We start from the raw sequence: 15,579 nt of genomic DNA on the forward strand, positions 1-15,579 counted from the left end.
CCGAACACGGAAGTTAAGCTCTTTAGCGCCAATGGTAGTTGGGACTTTGTCCCTGTGAGAGTAGGACGTTGCCAGGCACCTGAAAAAGGACTAGCTATTTTAGCTAGTCCTTTTTTGTTTACAATTTATTTGTTTTATGAAAAAGTATAGTAAGAACAATAAAATTCGCGATTTGCAGGTTTTGAAATAAATTTTAGTGGCAACGATAAAAGTAAAGAATAAACTTTAATAGTACATAGTTGAAAATTTTTTCGTTTCCTTTTATATTTAAATTAAGGTCAAATATAGTCAAAGTCAGAAGGAGGGGGCAGCGTGCCAAATATCTCTGACATTATCGAACAGTATTTAAAACAAGTACTTGAATTAAGTGAAAGAGAAATTGTTGAAATAAGGCGCAGTGAGATTGCTGATAAATTTCAATGCGTTCCGTCGCAAATTAATTACGTTATCAATACCCGCTTTACGGTTGAGAGAGGTTATCTTGTAGAAAGTAAGCGAGGCGGCGGCGGATTTATTCGTATTGCAAAAGTAAAAATGCATGATGCAGCGGATTTGTTTCAGCAAGTGATTGAGATGATTCAAAATGAAATTTCACAAGTAAGTGCTGAAAATGTCATTATTAGGTTAGTTGAAGAAAAAGTCATCACAGAAAGAGAAGCAAAAATCATGTTGAGCGTTATCAATCGTTCAGTTATTAATATTGAACTTCCTTATCGTGATGAGCTAAGAGCCAATCTTTTAAAAGCAATGCTTAATTCATTACGCTACCGATAAGCTCATGATCTATTTTATTTAGAACAGGGAGTGATGACAGGATGATTTGTCAGCAATGTGAAACGAGACCTGCAACTCTTCACTTCACAAAAATTATTAATGGTGAAAAGACGGAGATGCACGTATGTGAACAATGCGCTTCAGAAAATGGAGATGCATTTTCTTTTTCAAATCAGCAAGGTTTTTCAATCAATAACTTACTAGCTGGCCTACTTAACCTAGACCCAGCAGTAACTGAAAATTATAAGAAACAAAGTCAGGACGTTCTTTCTTGTCCTACTTGTGGCATGACACATCAAAAATTTGCTAAAATCGGCAGGTTTGGATGTGCAGATTGCTACAAAACATTTGAGCGACCTCTTATTCCTTTCTTGAAGAGGCTGCATGGAGGTAATTATCTACATCATGGAAAAATACCAGCAAGAATTGCAAGTAATCTTCATTTAAAAAAGGAATTACAGGCATTAAGATTGAACTTAAAAGAGTATATCGAAAAAGAGGAGTTTGAGAAAGCAGCCGAACTCCGAGATCACATTCGATTACTAGAAAAGAAGATGAACGAATCGAGAGAGGAGGAAGCGTAATTCATGTCCCAGGATTTGTTCTTTTCCCAGCCTGTTAGCTCTTGGATGCGTCAAGAAGCTTCGAATTCAGATATTGTGCTAAGCAGTCGAATCAGGCTGGCTCGAAATTTAACTCATTATCTTTTTCCAACTCTCTTTTCTAAAGAACAAGCAGTTGAAGTGGTTCGAGTATTTGAGCAAGTTTTTCAAAAAAGCGAGAACACCAATCAGTGGAATTTGCATTTACTAAAGATGAACGAATTACAGCCTCTTCAAAAGCAAGTGTTGGTTGAAAAACATCTTATCAGTCCTAACTTGGCTGAAGGAGACAACAACGGAGCTTGTTTTTTATCAGAAAAAGAAGATTTGAGTATTATGGTTAATGAAGAAGATCATTTACGCATACAATGTTTATTTCCAGGCCTTCAATTATCTGAAGCTTTAAGCGCAGCGAATAAAGTAGATAATTGGATTGAGAAATACGTAGATTATGCGTTTGATGAAAATAGAGGGTATTTAACCAGCTGTCCCACAAATGTGGGTACTGGGCTACGTGCATCTGTGATGATGCATCTGCCGGCTTTAGTGATGACCCGTCAAATTCATCGTATTATTCCCGCTATTAACCAGCTTGGCTTAGTGGTGAGAGGAATTTATGGAGAAGGTAGCGAAGCTTTAGGGAATATCTTTCAAATTTCTAATCAGATAACCTTAGGGAAATCTGAAGAAGATATTGTGGCAGATTTAAATAGTGTCGTACAGCAGTTAATTACACAAGAGCACTCTGCAAGAGACGCACTGTTTAAAACATCTCATGTAGAGTTAGAAGATCGAGTGTATCGTTCATATGGAGTATTGGCCAATAGCCGTATTATTGAGTCCAAAGAAGCTTCACAATGTTTATCAGATGTTCGATTAGGAATCGATTTAGGGTATATAAAAGGACTGAGTCAAAATATATTGAATGAACTTATCATTATGACGCAGCCAGGCTTTTTACAAAAGTATTCGGGAGGGCCCCTAAAGCCTCAGGAACGTGACATTAAAAGAGCCACCTTAATTCGAGAACGTCTCACTATAAATAAAAACACAAATTAAACGTGGAGGGTGACGATTATATGATGTTTGGTAGATTTACAGAGCGCGCACAAAAAGTATTAGCTTTAGCACAGGAAGAAGCACTACGCCTAGGTCACAACAACATTGGAACGGAGCACATTTTATTAGGTATCGTTCGTGAAGGTGAAGGAATTGCAGCAAAAGCTCTTTCTGCTCTAGGCCTAAGCACTGAAAAAATTCAAAAAGAAGTGGAAGCATTAATTGGCAGAGGCCAAGAATTAACGCAGACCATTCATTATACACCTCGAGCGAAAAAAGTCATTGAACTTTCAATGGATGAAGCCCGAAAGCTTGGTCATTCTTACGTAGGAACAGAACATATCTTACTAGGCTTAATTCGTGAAGGTGAAGGCGTTGCAGCACGCGTTTTAAATAATCTAGGTGTCAGCCTAAATAAAGCTCGTCAGCAAGTACTTCATTTATTAGGTAGCAATGAAGCTGCTTCAAGCCATCAAGGCGGAGGTTCTTCAAATGCCAATACACCTACGCTAGACAGCTTAGCACGCGATTTAACAGTTGTAGCGCGCGAAGGAAGCTTAGACCCTGTTATCGGACGTGGGAAAGAAATTCAGCGTGTTATTGAAGTGTTAAGCCGACGTACAAAAAACAATCCTGTATTAATTGGGGAGCCAGGTGTCGGTAAAACGGCAATCGCTGAAGGTTTGGCTCAGCAAATCGTCAACAATGAAGTTCCAGAAATTTTACGTGACAAACGCGTTATGACTTTGGATATGGGAACGGTCGTGGCTGGTACAAAATATCGCGGAGAATTTGAAGATCGCCTGAAGAAAGTAATGGATGAAATTCGTCAAGCAGGTAATATTATTCTCTTTATCGATGAGTTACACACATTAATTGGCGCTGGTGGTGCAGAAGGTGCTATCGATGCTTCTAATATTTTAAAACCGTCTCTTGCTCGTGGAGAACTTCAGTGTATCGGTGCTACGACTTTAGATGAATACAGAAAATATATTGAAAAAGATGCAGCGTTAGAGCGTCGCTTCCAGCCAATTCAAGTGGATGAACCAACGTTGGAAGAGTCTATTCAAATCTTAAAAGGGCTTCGTGACCGTTATGAAGCGCATCACCGAGTATCTATTTCTGATGAGGCAATCGAGCAAGCGGTGAAACTATCAGATCGCTACATTTCAGATCGTTTCTTACCGGATAAAGCAATCGATTTAATTGATGAAGCTGGTTCAAAAGTGCGTTTACGTTCATTTACAACGCCGCCAAATTTAAAGGAATTAGAGCAAAAATTAGAATCAGTACGCAATGAAAAAGATGCGTCTGTTCAAAGTCAAGAATTTGAAAAAGCAGCATCTTTACGCGATACAGAACAACGCCTACGCGAAGAATTAGAAGACACAAAGAAAATTTGGAAAGAGCAGCAAGGTAAAGAAAACTCAGCTGTAACCGTAGAAGATATTGCGATGGTGGTATCTAGCTGGACGGGTGTACCGGTCTCTAAACTGGCACAGGAAGAGACAGAAAGACTGCTAAACATGGAAGAGATTCTTCACTCTCGTGTAATTGGGCAAGAAGAAGCGGTAAAAGCAGTTGCAAAAGCTGTGCGCCGTGCTAGAGCAGGCTTGAAAGATCCAAAACGCCCAATTGGTTCATTCATTTTCTTAGGACCAACAGGGGTTGGTAAAACAGAGCTTGCACGCGCATTAGCGGAGTCAATCTTTGGCGACGAAGACGCAATGATTCGTATCGATATGTCTGAGTACATGGAGAAACATTCTACTTCACGCTTAGTAGGTTCACCTCCAGGATATGTTGGATACGAAGAAGGCGGCCAGTTAACGGAAAAAGTAAGAAGAAAACCTTACTCAGTTGTTCTTTTAGACGAAATTGAAAAAGCACATCCGGATGTATTTAACATTTTATTACAAGTGTTAGAAGATGGACGCTTAACAGATTCAAAAGGCCGTACAGTTGATTTCCGTAATACGATTTTAATTATGACATCAAACGTAGGTGCGGACACATTAAAACGAAGCAAGCACTTAGGGTTCACAGTAGAAGCAGAAGGCCAAGACTACAAAGATATGAAAGGAAAAGTAATGGCGGAAATGAAGCGCGCATTCCGTCCGGAGTTCCTAAACCGTATCGATGAAATTATCGTCTTCCATTCATTAGAGAAACCTCACTTAGCTGAAATCGTTAAATTAATGGCGGATCAGTTAACAAAACGCTTAAAAGAGCAAGAAATTGATCTTGAATTAACAAAAGAAGCAATTGATAAGATTGCAGAGGAAGGTTTTGACCCAGAATACGGCGCTCGTCCACTTCGTAGAGCAATTCAAAAACATATTGAAGACCGTTTATCTGAAGAACTGCTAAAAGGGGTTGTTCAAAAAGGTCAGAAAGTGACGCTAGATGTAGACAAAGGAGAATTTGTTGTTAAATCCTCCGCTCCAAGCAGCATCAGCTAAATTTACTCAAACCAAGACGAGGCATACGAAAAAACACGTATGCCTCCCTTTTTATTTTAGCTTAGGAAATAGTGTACAATAGAGATAGAAATCGATTGAATGAACGGAGAGATTGATAACATAATGGCGAAACGAAAAACAAAATTTGCATGTCAGCATTGCGGATATGAATCCGCAAAATGGATGGGGAAATGTCCTGGATGCGGAAGCTGGAATTCGATGGTGGAAGAAATGGAAGAAACGAAATCATCACGCCGAGGAGCTTTTTCCGGAGCTACTGCTTCTAAAGTTCAAAAACCTCAGTCAATTACAGCGATTGAATCTACAACAGAACCACGGATTTTTACACCTTCTGCAGAGTTAAACCGTGTATTAGGAGGGGGTATTGTCAGAGGGTCACTCGTTTTAATAGGGGGAGATCCGGGTATCGGAAAGTCTACTTTACTTTTGCAAACCTCCGCGCAGTTAGCAATGAAACAAAATAAAGTACTATATATTTCGGGAGAGGAATCAACCAAACAAACGAAGTTAAGAGCGGACAGGCTAGGTGTAAAAGCTGAAGAGCTTTATGTTCACGCAGAAACAAACTTAGAATTAATACTAGAGGCCATCTCAAGCATGCAGCCTGATTTTGTGGTGATTGATTCAATTCAAACCATTTACCATGCTGATGTGACATCAGCGCCAGGAAGCGTCTCACAGGTGCGAGAGTGTACGGCTGAACTAATGCGTGTTGCTAAAACGAACGGCATTGCCATCTTTATTGTGGGTCATGTAACGAAAGAAGGGGCCATTGCGGGTCCAAGACTTCTTGAACATATGGTAGATACGGTCCTTTATTTTGAAGGAGAGCGCCATCATACGTATCGTATATTAAGAGCGGTTAAGAACCGATTTGGATCTACAAATGAAATGGGCATTTTTGAAATGAAAGAAAGTGGGCTAGAAGAAGTATTGAATCCATCTGAAATCTTTCTAGAAGAACGGTCTCAGGGAGCAGCAGGTTCGGTTGTTGTCGCTTCAATGGAAGGGACAAGACCCGTATTAGTAGAGCTGCAGGCGCTAATCAGTCCAACGAGCTTTGGAAACCCTAGAAGAATGGCGACAGGAGTAGATCATAATCGCGTTTCGCTTATCATGGCTGTCTTAGAAAAGCGTGTAGGAATGCTGCTGCAGAATCAAGATGCTTATTTAAAAGTAGCAGGTGGAGTGAAATTAGATGAACCAGCAATCGATTTAGCTGTAGCCGTTAGCATTGCTTCAAGCTTCAGAGATGCTGCTTCTAGCGCTACAGATGTTATTGTAGGAGAGGTAGGATTAACAGGCGAAGTACGCCGAGTGTCTAGAATTGAACAGCGCGTTCAAGAAGCGGTAAAATTAGGGTTCCAACGAATTATTATTCCGGAGAAAAATTTAGGAGGATGGAAAGTCCCAGATGGTATTGATGTGATTGGGGTATCAACAGTAGCGGAGGCTCTGCAATATACATTAGGAGGATAAGCAGTGGAAGGAGAAAAAACAACAGTTAGTCAAAAACAAATATCAGAAATTCTGCAGTTTGTAGCACCAGGAACCCCTATTCGTGACGGTATCGATAACGTCTTGCGGGCAAAGACGGGCGGCTTAATTGTTATGGGCTACAATGAACAAGTCAAAAAGATGGTAGATGGAGGATTTTCGATTAATTGTGCATTTACACCTGCGCATTTATACGAGTTAGCCAAAATGGATGGAGCGCTTATTTTAAACGACAGCGGAAGCAAGATATTGTTTGCTAATGCTCAGCTCATGCCAGATCCCTCTACCCCTTCTTCACAGACAGGAATGCGTCACCGTACAGCGGAGCGCGTAGCTAAGCAGTCAGGTGTATTGGTGATAGCCATTTCACAAAGACGGAATGTGATTACGCTTTACAAAGGGTCTCTGCAGTATGTATTGAAAGACATTAGCGTTATTTTAGCAAAAGCGAATCAAGCGCTTGGAACCCTTGAAAAGTACAAGGCGGTATTAGATGAATCGATTACAAGTCTCAGTGCATTAGAGTTTGAAGAGCAAGTAACTCATACAGATGTGCTGCAGTCGCTTCATCGTACAGAAATGGTTTTGCGTATTAAAAATGAAATTTTGAGCTATATTAGCGAGTTAGGAACAGAAGGAAGGCTAATTCGTCTCCAAATGAATGAACTGCTTTCTCACTTAGAGGAAGAAGCAACTTTATTAATCAAAGATTATATGTATGACCTCAGCTTTGACCCTTACCGAGTAATTGAACGCATGCAGCAGCCGTCAAATAATGTTCTTCTCGATGACCAAACGCTCCTTCGCTTAATGGGATATCCTATGTATACAAGCTTTGAAGACAGCGTTATTCCTAGAGGGTATCGAATGCTTCATAAAATTCCAAGACTTCCATCGATTATTATTGAAAATCTCATTGATGAATTAGGGGATTTAAAAACGATAGCAGATGCGTCGGTAGAAGAATTGGATGAGGTAGAAGGCATCGGTGAAATTCGAGCACGGAAAATTAGAGAAGGCCTAAAAAGACTAAAAGAGCAGCATCTTACAAACCGTCAGCTATAGGATATTAATTGACATTAAATGTTTGATTCATTAAGATATTGTGAAAATACAAAAAAAGTGACAGTTTGTTTACAAATTCTGTTTTTTGGTTAAATAACAGGTTTCAATCATTGTAAACTGTTTATAATGATAAAGGGAGGTGAAGGCGTGTTAAAACGTTTTGTACAGTTATTTTTTATTATTACAGGTGGTACATTGGGCGTCTTTTTTATACCTGAACTTATTCAATTATTAAATCTGCAAGATGTAGCATTTCTAGAAAAACCTTACGTCGATGCAATACTGGGAGCTATTTTGTTTTTCCTTGTCACGTTTTGGATTGTTGATTATATAGTTGAATTAATTCGCCGAGTGGAAGAGGCGTTGCTGAAGGCGCCTGTAACGGATGTACTTTTTGGTAGCTTAGGATTGATTTTAGGGCTTATTGTAGCCTACTTGGTCGGAGCTTTTTTAGGCAGAATTCAACTTCAAGTAGTAAGTACCATTTTACCAATCTTTCTAAGTATTCTTTTAGGTTACTTAGGGTTTCAAGTCGGGTTTAAAAAACGTGATGAGCTTGTGAACGTGTTTTCCATGCCATCTCGAATTGGGAAGAAAAAAGGGCAAGAAGAAGAAGCAGATAATGAAGAATCACTAAAGTCTCTTAAAATTTTAGATACAAGCGTTATTATTGACGGTCGTATCGCAGATATTTGTCAAACAGGATTTTTAGACGGAACGATTGTTATTCCGCGCTTTGTGCTTGAGGAACTTCAGCATATTGCTGATTCGTCGGATGTTCTAAAACGAAACAGAGGTAGACGAGGTCTAGATATTCTAAACCGTATTCAAAAGGAACTGGCAATGAAGGTAGAAATTTATGAAGGCGATTTCGAAGACATTCAAGAAGTGGACAGTAAGCTGGTCAAATTGGCAAAGCTGACTTCTGGGTTGGTCGTTACAAACGACTTTAATTTAAATAAAGTATGTGAACTTCAAAATGTCGGCGTCTTAAATATTAATGACTTAGCAAATGCCGTTAAGCCAATTGTGCTTCCGGGAGAAGAAATGAATGTGTTGGTTATAAAAGACGGTAAAGAACATAATCAAGGTATTGCCTATCTTGATGACGGTACAATGATCGTGGTAGAAGAAGGAAGAAATTACATTGGAAAGCAAATTGATGTACTGGTGACGAGCGTACTCCAAACCTCAGCAGGCCGTATGATTTTTGCGAAACCCAAGTTATTAGAAAAAGCACTGTGACGTAACAGGTAAAGGGAGTATACCTATGAAGTATGAAATTATCGTTTTAGCTGCAGGGCAGGGGAAGCGAATGAAAGCGGGGCGGAACAAACAATTTTTAACTATTCAAAACGTTCCGCTTATCATTCATACGCTGCAAAAATTCGAACAAGATCCTTGGTGCAGTGGAATTGTACTAGTTGTAAACGAAAAAGAAGTGGCGATTTTTGAAGAGTTATTAACTGAATATCCAATTCAAAAGGTTCAATCATTGACAGTTGGAGGCGATGAACGTCAACATAGCGTTTATAACGGCCTTAAAAGTCTAAAGCAGGCTCAGATGGTATTAATTCATGATGGCGCTCGACCATTTGTTCAACAAAACACAATCCATGAGTTAGTAGAAAAAGCTGCTAGTGATAAGGCTGCTGTACTGGCTGTTCCAGTAAAAGACACAATTAAGCGTGTAGAACAGGGGACTGTCATTGAAACAGTTGAGCGCTCTAGCTTGTGGGCTATTCAAACGCCGCAGGCTTTTCTTTTTGATGTAGTAATGGATGCACACGAAAAAGCAAAAACAAATGAATACTTAGGCACCGATGATGCAAGCTTAGTAGAAAAAGCAGGACAAAAAGTATCGATTGTAGAGGGAAATTACGATAATATAAAACTAACAACACCAGAAGATTTGTTATATGCAGAAGCTATACTAACAAAGCTAAACAGGACTGAAGGAGTGGAAAAATGAACATTCGAGTAGGACAAGGTTTCGACGTACATGAATTTGCAGAAGGAAGACCTTTAATCATCGGCGGTTTAGAAATACCGTATGAAAAAGGATTATTAGGCCACTCAGATGCAGATGTGCTGTTACATACAATCGCAGATGCCTTATTAGGAGCGGCGGCTAAAGGAGATATCGGAAAGCATTTTCCGGATACAGACCCTGAATTTAAAGATGCTGATTCAGCAAAGCTTCTTCAACACGTATGGAAACTACTAAAAGATGAAGGTTATGAATTAAGCAATGTAGATTGCACGATTATCGCGCAAAAACCTAAAATGGCTCCTTACATTGAACCAATGAGAGAGCGTATTGCGCAGCTGTTAGAAGCAAGCATTTCTCAAATTAACGTCAAGGCAACAACAACAGAAAAGTTAGGTTTTACGGGACGTGAAGAAGGAATCGCTGCCCAAGCAGCCGTTTTAGTTTATCAAAAATAAAAACAGTTGACTTTGACAGATACCTATTTGGTGATAAAATTAGAACATGTCTAAAACATATAAATACATACTATAAGTAATATTAAATTGGAGGTCATCTTAGTTATGTCAAGCGAAGTAAGAGTTCGTTATGCCCCGAGTCCAACTGGACATCTTCATATAGGGAATGCAAGAACAGCACTATTTAATTATTTATTTGCACGAAATCAAAACGGTAAATTTATTATCCGTATTGAAGATACAGATCAAAAGCGTAATATCGAAGGCGGCGAAGAAAGTCAGCTGCGCTATTTAAAATGGTTAGGTATTGAATGGGATGAAAGTATCGACGTAGGCGGGGAGTACGGTCCTTACCGCCAGTCTGAACGTACGGAAATCTATCAAAAATATACGGAAGAACTTCTTGAAAAAGGATTAGCTTATCACTGTTACTGTACGTCAGAAGAGCTTGAAAAAGAGCGTGAAGAACAGCAGGCGAACAGTCAAATGCCGCGCTATTCAGGTAAGTGCCGTAACTTAACAGCTGAACAGCGTGCTGAACTAGAAGCAGAAGGCCGTGAGCCGAGCATTCGCTTCCGTGTTCCTAGTAACACAGAAATTAAGTGGAATGATATTGTCAAAGATGAAGTATCGTTTGAGTCTGAAGGCATTGGTGATTTCGTTATTGTGAAAAAAGACGGTACACCAACATATAACTACGCTGTAGCCATTGATGATTATCTAATGAAGATGACACATGTTCTACGCGGAGATGACCATATTTCCAATACACCGAAGCAAATTCTTGTGTATGAAGCTTTAGGCTGGACGCCTCCTGTATTTGGTCATATGACGTTAATCGTAAATGAAAATCGTCGCAAGCTAAGTAAACGTGATGAGTCAATCATTCAGTTTATCGAGCAATATAAAGAATTAGGCTACTTGCCAGAAGCACTATTTAATTTTATTACAATGCTTGGCTGGTCACCTGTGGGAGAAGAAGAAATTTTCTCTAAAGAACAGTTTATTGAAATTTTTGACCCAGCTCGTTTATCAAAATCTCCAGCACTATTTGATACAAGCAAATTACGTTGGATGAACAACCAATACATGAAACAATTGGATTTAGACGAGGTAGTAGCTTTATCAGTTCCTCACTTAGTGAAAGCTGGAAAAGTTGAAGAAACGCGCGATGCAGAAACAGAACAATGGGTACGTGACTTAGTCGCTCTATACCAAGAACAAATGAGCTTTGGCGCTGAGATTGTTGAACTTACTGAAATGTTCTTTAAGAAAGAAATTGATTACAGTGAAGAAGCAAAAGCAGTACTTGCTGAAGAACAAGTACCGGAAGTGTTAAAAGCATTTGCTGAAGAGATTTCTTCCTTAGAAGAATTCAGCGCTGATGAAATTAAGGCAGCAACAAAGGCTGTACAAAAAGCAACAGGTCAAAAAGGTAAAAAACTATTTATGCCAATTCGTGTAGCAACAACAGGCGAAACACACGGTCCCGAGCTTCCAAAAGCTATTTCTCTTTTAGGGAAAGAAACAGTTTTAGCTCGTCTAGAAAGCATTTATAGTTAACAAATTTCTATTTTGCCCATATGATAAAATAATCAAATATGGATATCGTTGAGAAGGAAGAGTAGGCAAGTTCATTGCATATCAGAGAGGGTTATCACCGGCTGAAAGTAACCTATGACAAAACTTGTTGAAGTGCGCCTTTGAGTCTTTTGTTGAATGCTACTAAGTAAGTAGGCAAAAGCGGGTACTTTCACGTTATGAGAGAAGAGTTGGGATTGTTTGTTGATCCAAACAGAGTGGAACCGCGTATATACGTCTCTGTGTCATTTGACATAGGGGCGTTTTTTTATACAATCAATGAGTAGATAGAGGAATAGCGGAATTGGGGTGAGATGATGCTAAAGTTGTTAAAGGAAGACATTGAGGCCATATTTGAACAAGATCCTGCAGCAAGAAGTTATATTGAAGTGATATTAACCTATTCAGGGTTGCATGCTATTTGGGCACATAGATTCGCTCACGGGCTTTTTAAAAGAAAGTGGTTTTTTCTGGCACGTGTAATCTCACAAATTAGCCGATTCTTCACAGGGATTGAAATTCATCCGGGTGCGAAAATTGGCCGCCGCTTTTTTATTGACCACGGAATGGGAATTGTTATTGGGGAAACGTGCGAAATTGGAGATAATGTAACAGTATATCAAGGAGTAACACTCGGAGGAACAGGGAAAGAAAAAGGAAAGCGTCACCCGACGATTGAAGACAATGTCTTAATTGCAACAGGTGCTAAAGTGCTAGGATCGATTACGATTCATGCGCACTCCAAAATTGGAGCAGGCTCAGTTGTGTTAAATGACGTCCCAGAAAACTCAACGGTTGTTGGTATCCCTGGCCGAGTCGTCATTCAAAATGGCGTCCGGATTCCAAAAGATTTGAATCATCAAGATTTGCCAGATCCAGATGCAGAGCGTTTCAAACAGCTAGAGAAAGAAATTTTACACCTGCAAAATCAATTAAAGGAATTAAAAGAAGGGAAGATTCACCATGGCAATTAAGCTATATAACACGTTAACACGTCAAAAAGAGACGTTTGTACCGCTAGAAGAAAACAAAGTCAAAATGTACGTGTGCGGACCGACGGTGTATAACTATATTCATATTGGAAATGCGCGTCCTGCGATCGTATTTGATACGGTGCGCCGCTATTTAGAATTTAGAGGCTACGACGTGGAGTATGTCTCAAACTTCACAGATGTGGATGATAAATTAATTAAGGCAGCAAAAGAGTTAGGAGAAGATGTTCCAACGATCGCAAACCGCTTTATCGATGCCTACTTTGAAGATACTTCAGCTCTTGGATGCAAGCATGCCGATGTGCATCCACGCGTAACTGAAAATATGGATATCATTATTGAGTTCATTGATGAACTGGTGAAAAAAGGTTATGCGTATGAGTCAGAGGGCGACGTATACTATCGTACGCGTAAATTTGAAGGATACGGAAAATTATCACATCAGTCTATTGATGAATTGCAATCCGGTGCTCGTATCGAAGTTGGAGAAAAGAAAGAAGATCCATTAGACTTTACTCTTTGGAAAGCAACCAAAGGTGGAGAGATTGCATGGGATAGCCCTTGGGGTCAAGGAAGACCAGGCTGGCATATTGAATGCTCGGCGATGGCACGCAAGTATTTAGGTGATACAATTGATATCCACGCAGGCGGCCAGGATTTAGCTTTCCCTCATCACGAAAATGAAATTGCTCAATCAGAAGCGCTCACTGGGAAATCGTTTGCGAAATACTGGCTTCATAACGGATATATCAATATTGATAATGAAAAGATGTCTAAATCACTAGGGAACTTCGTGTTAGTTCATGACATTATTAAAAAGCATGATCCTTCCCTACTTCGATTCTTTATTTTATCTGTTCACTATCGTCACCCAATTAACTATAACGAAGAAATTTTAGAGAATACGCGCAAAGGGTTTGAGCGTCTGCAAACAGCTTACGGCAACTTAACTCACCGTCTAGAGGCAGCAACAAATCTTCAAGAAGATGCTTCAGAATGGTTTGAAAAGCTAAAAGAGCTTCGCGAAACCTTTGTTGAAGAGATGGATGATGATTTTAATACGGCAAATGCCATTTCTGTTCTGTTCGAGCTAGCAAAGCAAGCTAACTTGTATTTATTAGAACAAACAACGTCTACAGATGTAATTGAAGCCTTTATTAAAGAGTTTAAAGAACTAGGTGCTGCAATAGGCATTGCGTTTGGAGAAGCTGAACTTTTAGACGAAGAAATTGATCAATTGATCCAAGATCGTATTCAAGCTCGTAAAGATCGTAATTTCCAATTAGCAGATCAAATTCGAGATGAATTAAAGGCTAAAAATATTATTTTAGAAGATACGGCGCAAGGAACAAGATGGAAAAGAGGATAATAGTGTTATGAGCAGCAGTAAATTAGATGTAAAACAGCTAAATAGCTTAGCTCTTGCTTATATGGGTGATGCGGTGTTTGATTTACATGTTCGCCGCCACCTGCTGGTGTTAGGGACAGTGCGCCCTAACCAGCTTCATAATAAAGCTAAAAAATATGTATCAGCAAAAGCACAAGCACAAATCGTATATTATTTTAAAAATGAAAACTTTTTTACTGAAGAAGAAGAAGGTGTACTGCGCCGAGGACGCAATGCAAAGTCTGGTACAGTCCCTAAAAACACAGATGTGCAAACGTATCGCTACAGTACAGCATTTGAAGCGGTCGTAGGCTATTTGTATCTTTTAGGTGAAGAAGAAAGAATGATGGAACTTATTACTAAAGCTATCTCTTTCGTCGATGAAGGAGAGGGAGGAATGAATCATGGAACATGAATTTATCATTGGACGTAATCCGGTCCTAGAAGCCCTAAAGTCTGGGCGTGACATTAACAAGCTATGGATTGCCGAAGGATCGCAAGGCGGTTCTATGGGGCAAATCACGCAGTTAGCAAAACGTAATGGTGTATTGGTGCAGTTTGTACCGAAAAAGAAAATTGAGCAAATGGTAGACGGTATTCATCAAGGAGTAGCTGCACAAGTTGCTGCTTATCAGTATGCAGAGTTAGATGATTTATTTAACTTAGCGGAAAAACGTAATGAAAGTCCGTTTTTCCTTCTGTTAGATGAGCTCGAAGATCCCCATAATTTAGGTTCTATTATGCGAACAGCCGATGCCGTTGGCGCACACGGTATCATTATTCCAAAGCGCCGTTCAGTTGGATTAACGGCCACTGTAGCAAAGGCGTCTACAGGAGCGATTGAACATATTCCTGTAGCAAGGGTAACAAACCTATCAAGGACGATTGATGAATTAAAAGATCGAGGCGTATGGATTGTTGGAACGGATGCGAAAGAAAGTGACGATTACCGCAACTTAGATGGAGGTATGCCGCTTACGTTAGTGATTGGAAGTGAAGGAAAAGGCATGAGTCGTTTGATTCGTGAAAAATGCGACTTTCTTGTACAGCTTCCAATGGTTGGGCATGTTACATCGTTAAATGCATCTGTAGCAGCTAGTCTTCTCATGTATGAGGTTTACCGAAAACGCCATCCTCTAGGTGAATAAAAATGGATATTCTACTGGTGGATGGTTATAACATGATAGGTGCGTGGCCCGACCTAAGAAAGCTTAGAGATAATGATTTAGCGGGTGCTCGAGACCTGTTAATTGAAAAGATGGCAGAGTATCAAGCATATATGGGGTATCGTGTCATTATTGTCTTCGATGCTCATATGGTCGAAGGAATTGAAAAGAAGGCAAAAAATCATAAGGTTGACGTTGTATTTACACGAGAAAATGAAACAGCGGATGAGTACATTGAAAAGCTGGCTCAAGAGCTAAACAATGTAAAGACACAGATTCATGTTGCTACATCTGATTTTACGGAGCAGTGGGCAATCTTTGGACAAGGTGCGCTTAGAATTTCTGCTCGAGAATTGTACAACGAAATTGAGCAAATTGAGAAACATATTAATCTTGATGTGAAGTCTATTCAAAATCAAAAGCCAGCGGCACGCATTCAACTTTCCAATCAAGTAGCCGAAATTTTCGAAAAATGGCGCCGGGGACAGCGGTGAGGTTATTGACGGTACGGAATTAGCTACTGTA

The 15,579-nt window shown here is 39.7% G+C and carries 15 protein-coding genes, 1 rRNA gene and 1 other annotated feature; all 16 genes read left to right on the plus strand.

The window, feature by feature from the left end:
- Positions 1 to 77 (plus strand): 5S ribosomal RNA (rrf, locus tag ACH0CI_RS28285); the annotation flags it as partial.
- Between the two features lie 235 nt (positions 78 to 312).
- A complete protein-coding gene (locus ACH0CI_RS24400; RefSeq protein WP_013054895.1) occupies positions 313 to 774 on the plus strand; it encodes a CtsR family transcriptional regulator in 462 nt (153 codons plus the stop codon).
- A gap of 41 nt (positions 775 to 815) precedes the next feature.
- Positions 816 to 1,358: a protein-arginine kinase activator protein McsA gene (mcsA, locus tag ACH0CI_RS24405; RefSeq protein WP_406902390.1), complete on the plus strand. Its 543-nt coding sequence runs from the start codon at positions 816 to 818 to the stop codon at positions 1,356 to 1,358.
- Positions 1,359 to 1,361: 3 nt separating this feature from the next.
- Positions 1,362 to 2,435: a protein-arginine kinase McsB gene (mcsB, locus tag ACH0CI_RS24410; RefSeq protein WP_406902391.1), complete on the plus strand. Its 1,074-nt coding sequence runs from the start codon at positions 1,362 to 1,364 to the stop codon at positions 2,433 to 2,435.
- A 20-nt stretch (positions 2,436 to 2,455) separates the two neighbouring features.
- Entirely contained in the window at positions 2,456 to 4,897 is a 2,442-nt protein-coding gene (clpC, locus tag ACH0CI_RS24415) for an ATP-dependent protease ATP-binding subunit ClpC (protein WP_014462041.1), read from the plus strand.
- 123 nt (positions 4,898 to 5,020) lie between these two features.
- Positions 5,021 to 6,397, plus strand: coding sequence for a DNA repair protein RadA (gene radA, locus ACH0CI_RS24420; RefSeq protein ID WP_013054899.1), 1,377 nt, complete (start codon positions 5,021 to 5,023; stop codon positions 6,395 to 6,397).
- Between the two features lie 3 nt (positions 6,398 to 6,400).
- Positions 6,401 to 7,480: a DNA integrity scanning diadenylate cyclase DisA gene (disA, locus tag ACH0CI_RS24425; RefSeq protein WP_013054900.1), complete on the plus strand. Its 1,080-nt coding sequence runs from the start codon at positions 6,401 to 6,403 to the stop codon at positions 7,478 to 7,480.
- Positions 7,481 to 7,627: 147 nt separating this feature from the next.
- The gene (locus tag ACH0CI_RS24430; protein WP_014462040.1) at positions 7,628 to 8,725 is read left to right on the plus strand and encodes a PIN/TRAM domain-containing protein; all 1,098 of its coding nucleotides are present in this window, start codon (positions 7,628 to 7,630) and stop codon (positions 8,723 to 8,725) included.
- Between the two features lie 25 nt (positions 8,726 to 8,750).
- Positions 8,751 to 9,452, plus strand: a complete 702-nt coding sequence (gene ispD, locus ACH0CI_RS24435) for a 2-C-methyl-D-erythritol 4-phosphate cytidylyltransferase (RefSeq protein ID WP_028412657.1) — start codon at positions 8,751 to 8,753, stop codon at positions 9,450 to 9,452.
- On the plus strand, positions 9,449 to 9,928 hold the full coding sequence (ispF, locus tag ACH0CI_RS24440; RefSeq protein ID WP_013054903.1) for a 2-C-methyl-D-erythritol 2,4-cyclodiphosphate synthase: 480 nt from the start codon (positions 9,449 to 9,451) through the stop codon (positions 9,926 to 9,928). The genes ispD and ispF overlap by 4 nt, the downstream gene beginning before the upstream one ends.
- Before the next feature lie 105 nt (positions 9,929 to 10,033).
- Complete coding sequence (gene gltX / locus ACH0CI_RS24445) at positions 10,034 to 11,491, plus strand: glutamate--tRNA ligase (RefSeq protein ID WP_028412658.1); 1,458 nt, start codon at positions 10,034 to 10,036, stop codon at positions 11,489 to 11,491.
- A gap of 39 nt (positions 11,492 to 11,530) precedes the next feature.
- Positions 11,531 to 11,754 (plus strand) — a binding site (T-box leader).
- 72 nt (positions 11,755 to 11,826) lie between these two features.
- Positions 11,827 to 12,483 (plus strand): serine O-acetyltransferase, encoded by a 657-nt coding sequence (gene cysE / locus ACH0CI_RS24450; RefSeq protein ID WP_025753192.1) that lies wholly within the window; start codon positions 11,827 to 11,829, stop codon positions 12,481 to 12,483.
- Positions 12,473 to 13,870, plus strand: coding sequence for a cysteine--tRNA ligase (cysS, locus tag ACH0CI_RS24455; protein WP_406902392.1), 1,398 nt, complete (start codon positions 12,473 to 12,475; stop codon positions 13,868 to 13,870). The genes cysE and cysS overlap by 11 nt, the downstream gene beginning before the upstream one ends.
- Positions 13,871 to 13,877: 7 nt before the next feature.
- Complete coding sequence (locus ACH0CI_RS24460; protein ID WP_013054907.1) at positions 13,878 to 14,303, plus strand: Mini-ribonuclease 3; 426 nt, start codon at positions 13,878 to 13,880, stop codon at positions 14,301 to 14,303.
- Positions 14,293 to 15,036: a 23S rRNA (guanosine(2251)-2'-O)-methyltransferase RlmB gene (gene rlmB, locus ACH0CI_RS24465; protein WP_014462034.1), complete on the plus strand. Its 744-nt coding sequence runs from the start codon at positions 14,293 to 14,295 to the stop codon at positions 15,034 to 15,036. The genes ACH0CI_RS24460 and rlmB overlap by 11 nt, the downstream gene beginning before the upstream one ends.
- A 2-nt stretch (positions 15,037 to 15,038) precedes the next feature.
- Positions 15,039 to 15,548, plus strand: a complete 510-nt coding sequence (locus ACH0CI_RS24470; protein ID WP_013081364.1) for an NYN domain-containing protein — start codon at positions 15,039 to 15,041, stop codon at positions 15,546 to 15,548.
- Positions 15,549 to 15,579: the final 31 nt, after the last annotated feature.

Origin of the sequence: Priestia sp. 179-F W1.4 NHS (assembly GCF_045369295.1) — a bacterium.
In the GTDB taxonomy this organism is placed as follows: Bacteria; Bacillota; Bacilli; order Bacillales; family Bacillaceae_H; genus Priestia; species Priestia zanthoxyli.

Excerpts from the sequence above, each read along its gene's own strand:
- mcsA (WP_406902390.1), top strand. The coding sequence starts at position 816 with ATGATTTGTCAGCAATGTGAAACGAGACCTGCAACTCTTCACTTCACA.
- mcsB (WP_406902391.1), top strand. The coding sequence starts at position 1,362 with ATGTCCCAGGATTTGTTCTTTTCCCAGCCTGTTAGCTCTTGGATGCGT.
- clpC (WP_014462041.1), top strand. The coding sequence starts at position 2,456 with ATGATGTTTGGTAGATTTACAGAGCGCGCACAAAAAGTATTAGCTTTA.
- radA (WP_013054899.1), top strand. The coding sequence starts at position 5,021 with ATGGCGAAACGAAAAACAAAATTTGCATGTCAGCATTGCGGATATGAA.
- ispD (WP_028412657.1), top strand. The coding sequence starts at position 8,751 with ATGAAGTATGAAATTATCGTTTTAGCTGCAGGGCAGGGGAAGCGAATG.
- ispF (WP_013054903.1), top strand. The coding sequence starts at position 9,449 with ATGAACATTCGAGTAGGACAAGGTTTCGACGTACATGAATTTGCAGAA.
- gltX (WP_028412658.1), top strand. The coding sequence starts at position 10,034 with ATGTCAAGCGAAGTAAGAGTTCGTTATGCCCCGAGTCCAACTGGACAT.
- cysE (WP_025753192.1), top strand. The coding sequence starts at position 11,827 with ATGCTAAAGTTGTTAAAGGAAGACATTGAGGCCATATTTGAACAAGAT.
- cysS (WP_406902392.1), top strand. The coding sequence starts at position 12,473 with ATGGCAATTAAGCTATATAACACGTTAACACGTCAAAAAGAGACGTTT.
- ACH0CI_RS24460 (WP_013054907.1), top strand. The coding sequence starts at position 13,878 with ATGAGCAGCAGTAAATTAGATGTAAAACAGCTAAATAGCTTAGCTCTT.
- rlmB (WP_014462034.1), top strand. The coding sequence starts at position 14,293 with ATGGAACATGAATTTATCATTGGACGTAATCCGGTCCTAGAAGCCCTA.
- ACH0CI_RS24470 (WP_013081364.1), top strand. The coding sequence starts at position 15,039 with ATGGATATTCTACTGGTGGATGGTTATAACATGATAGGTGCGTGGCCC.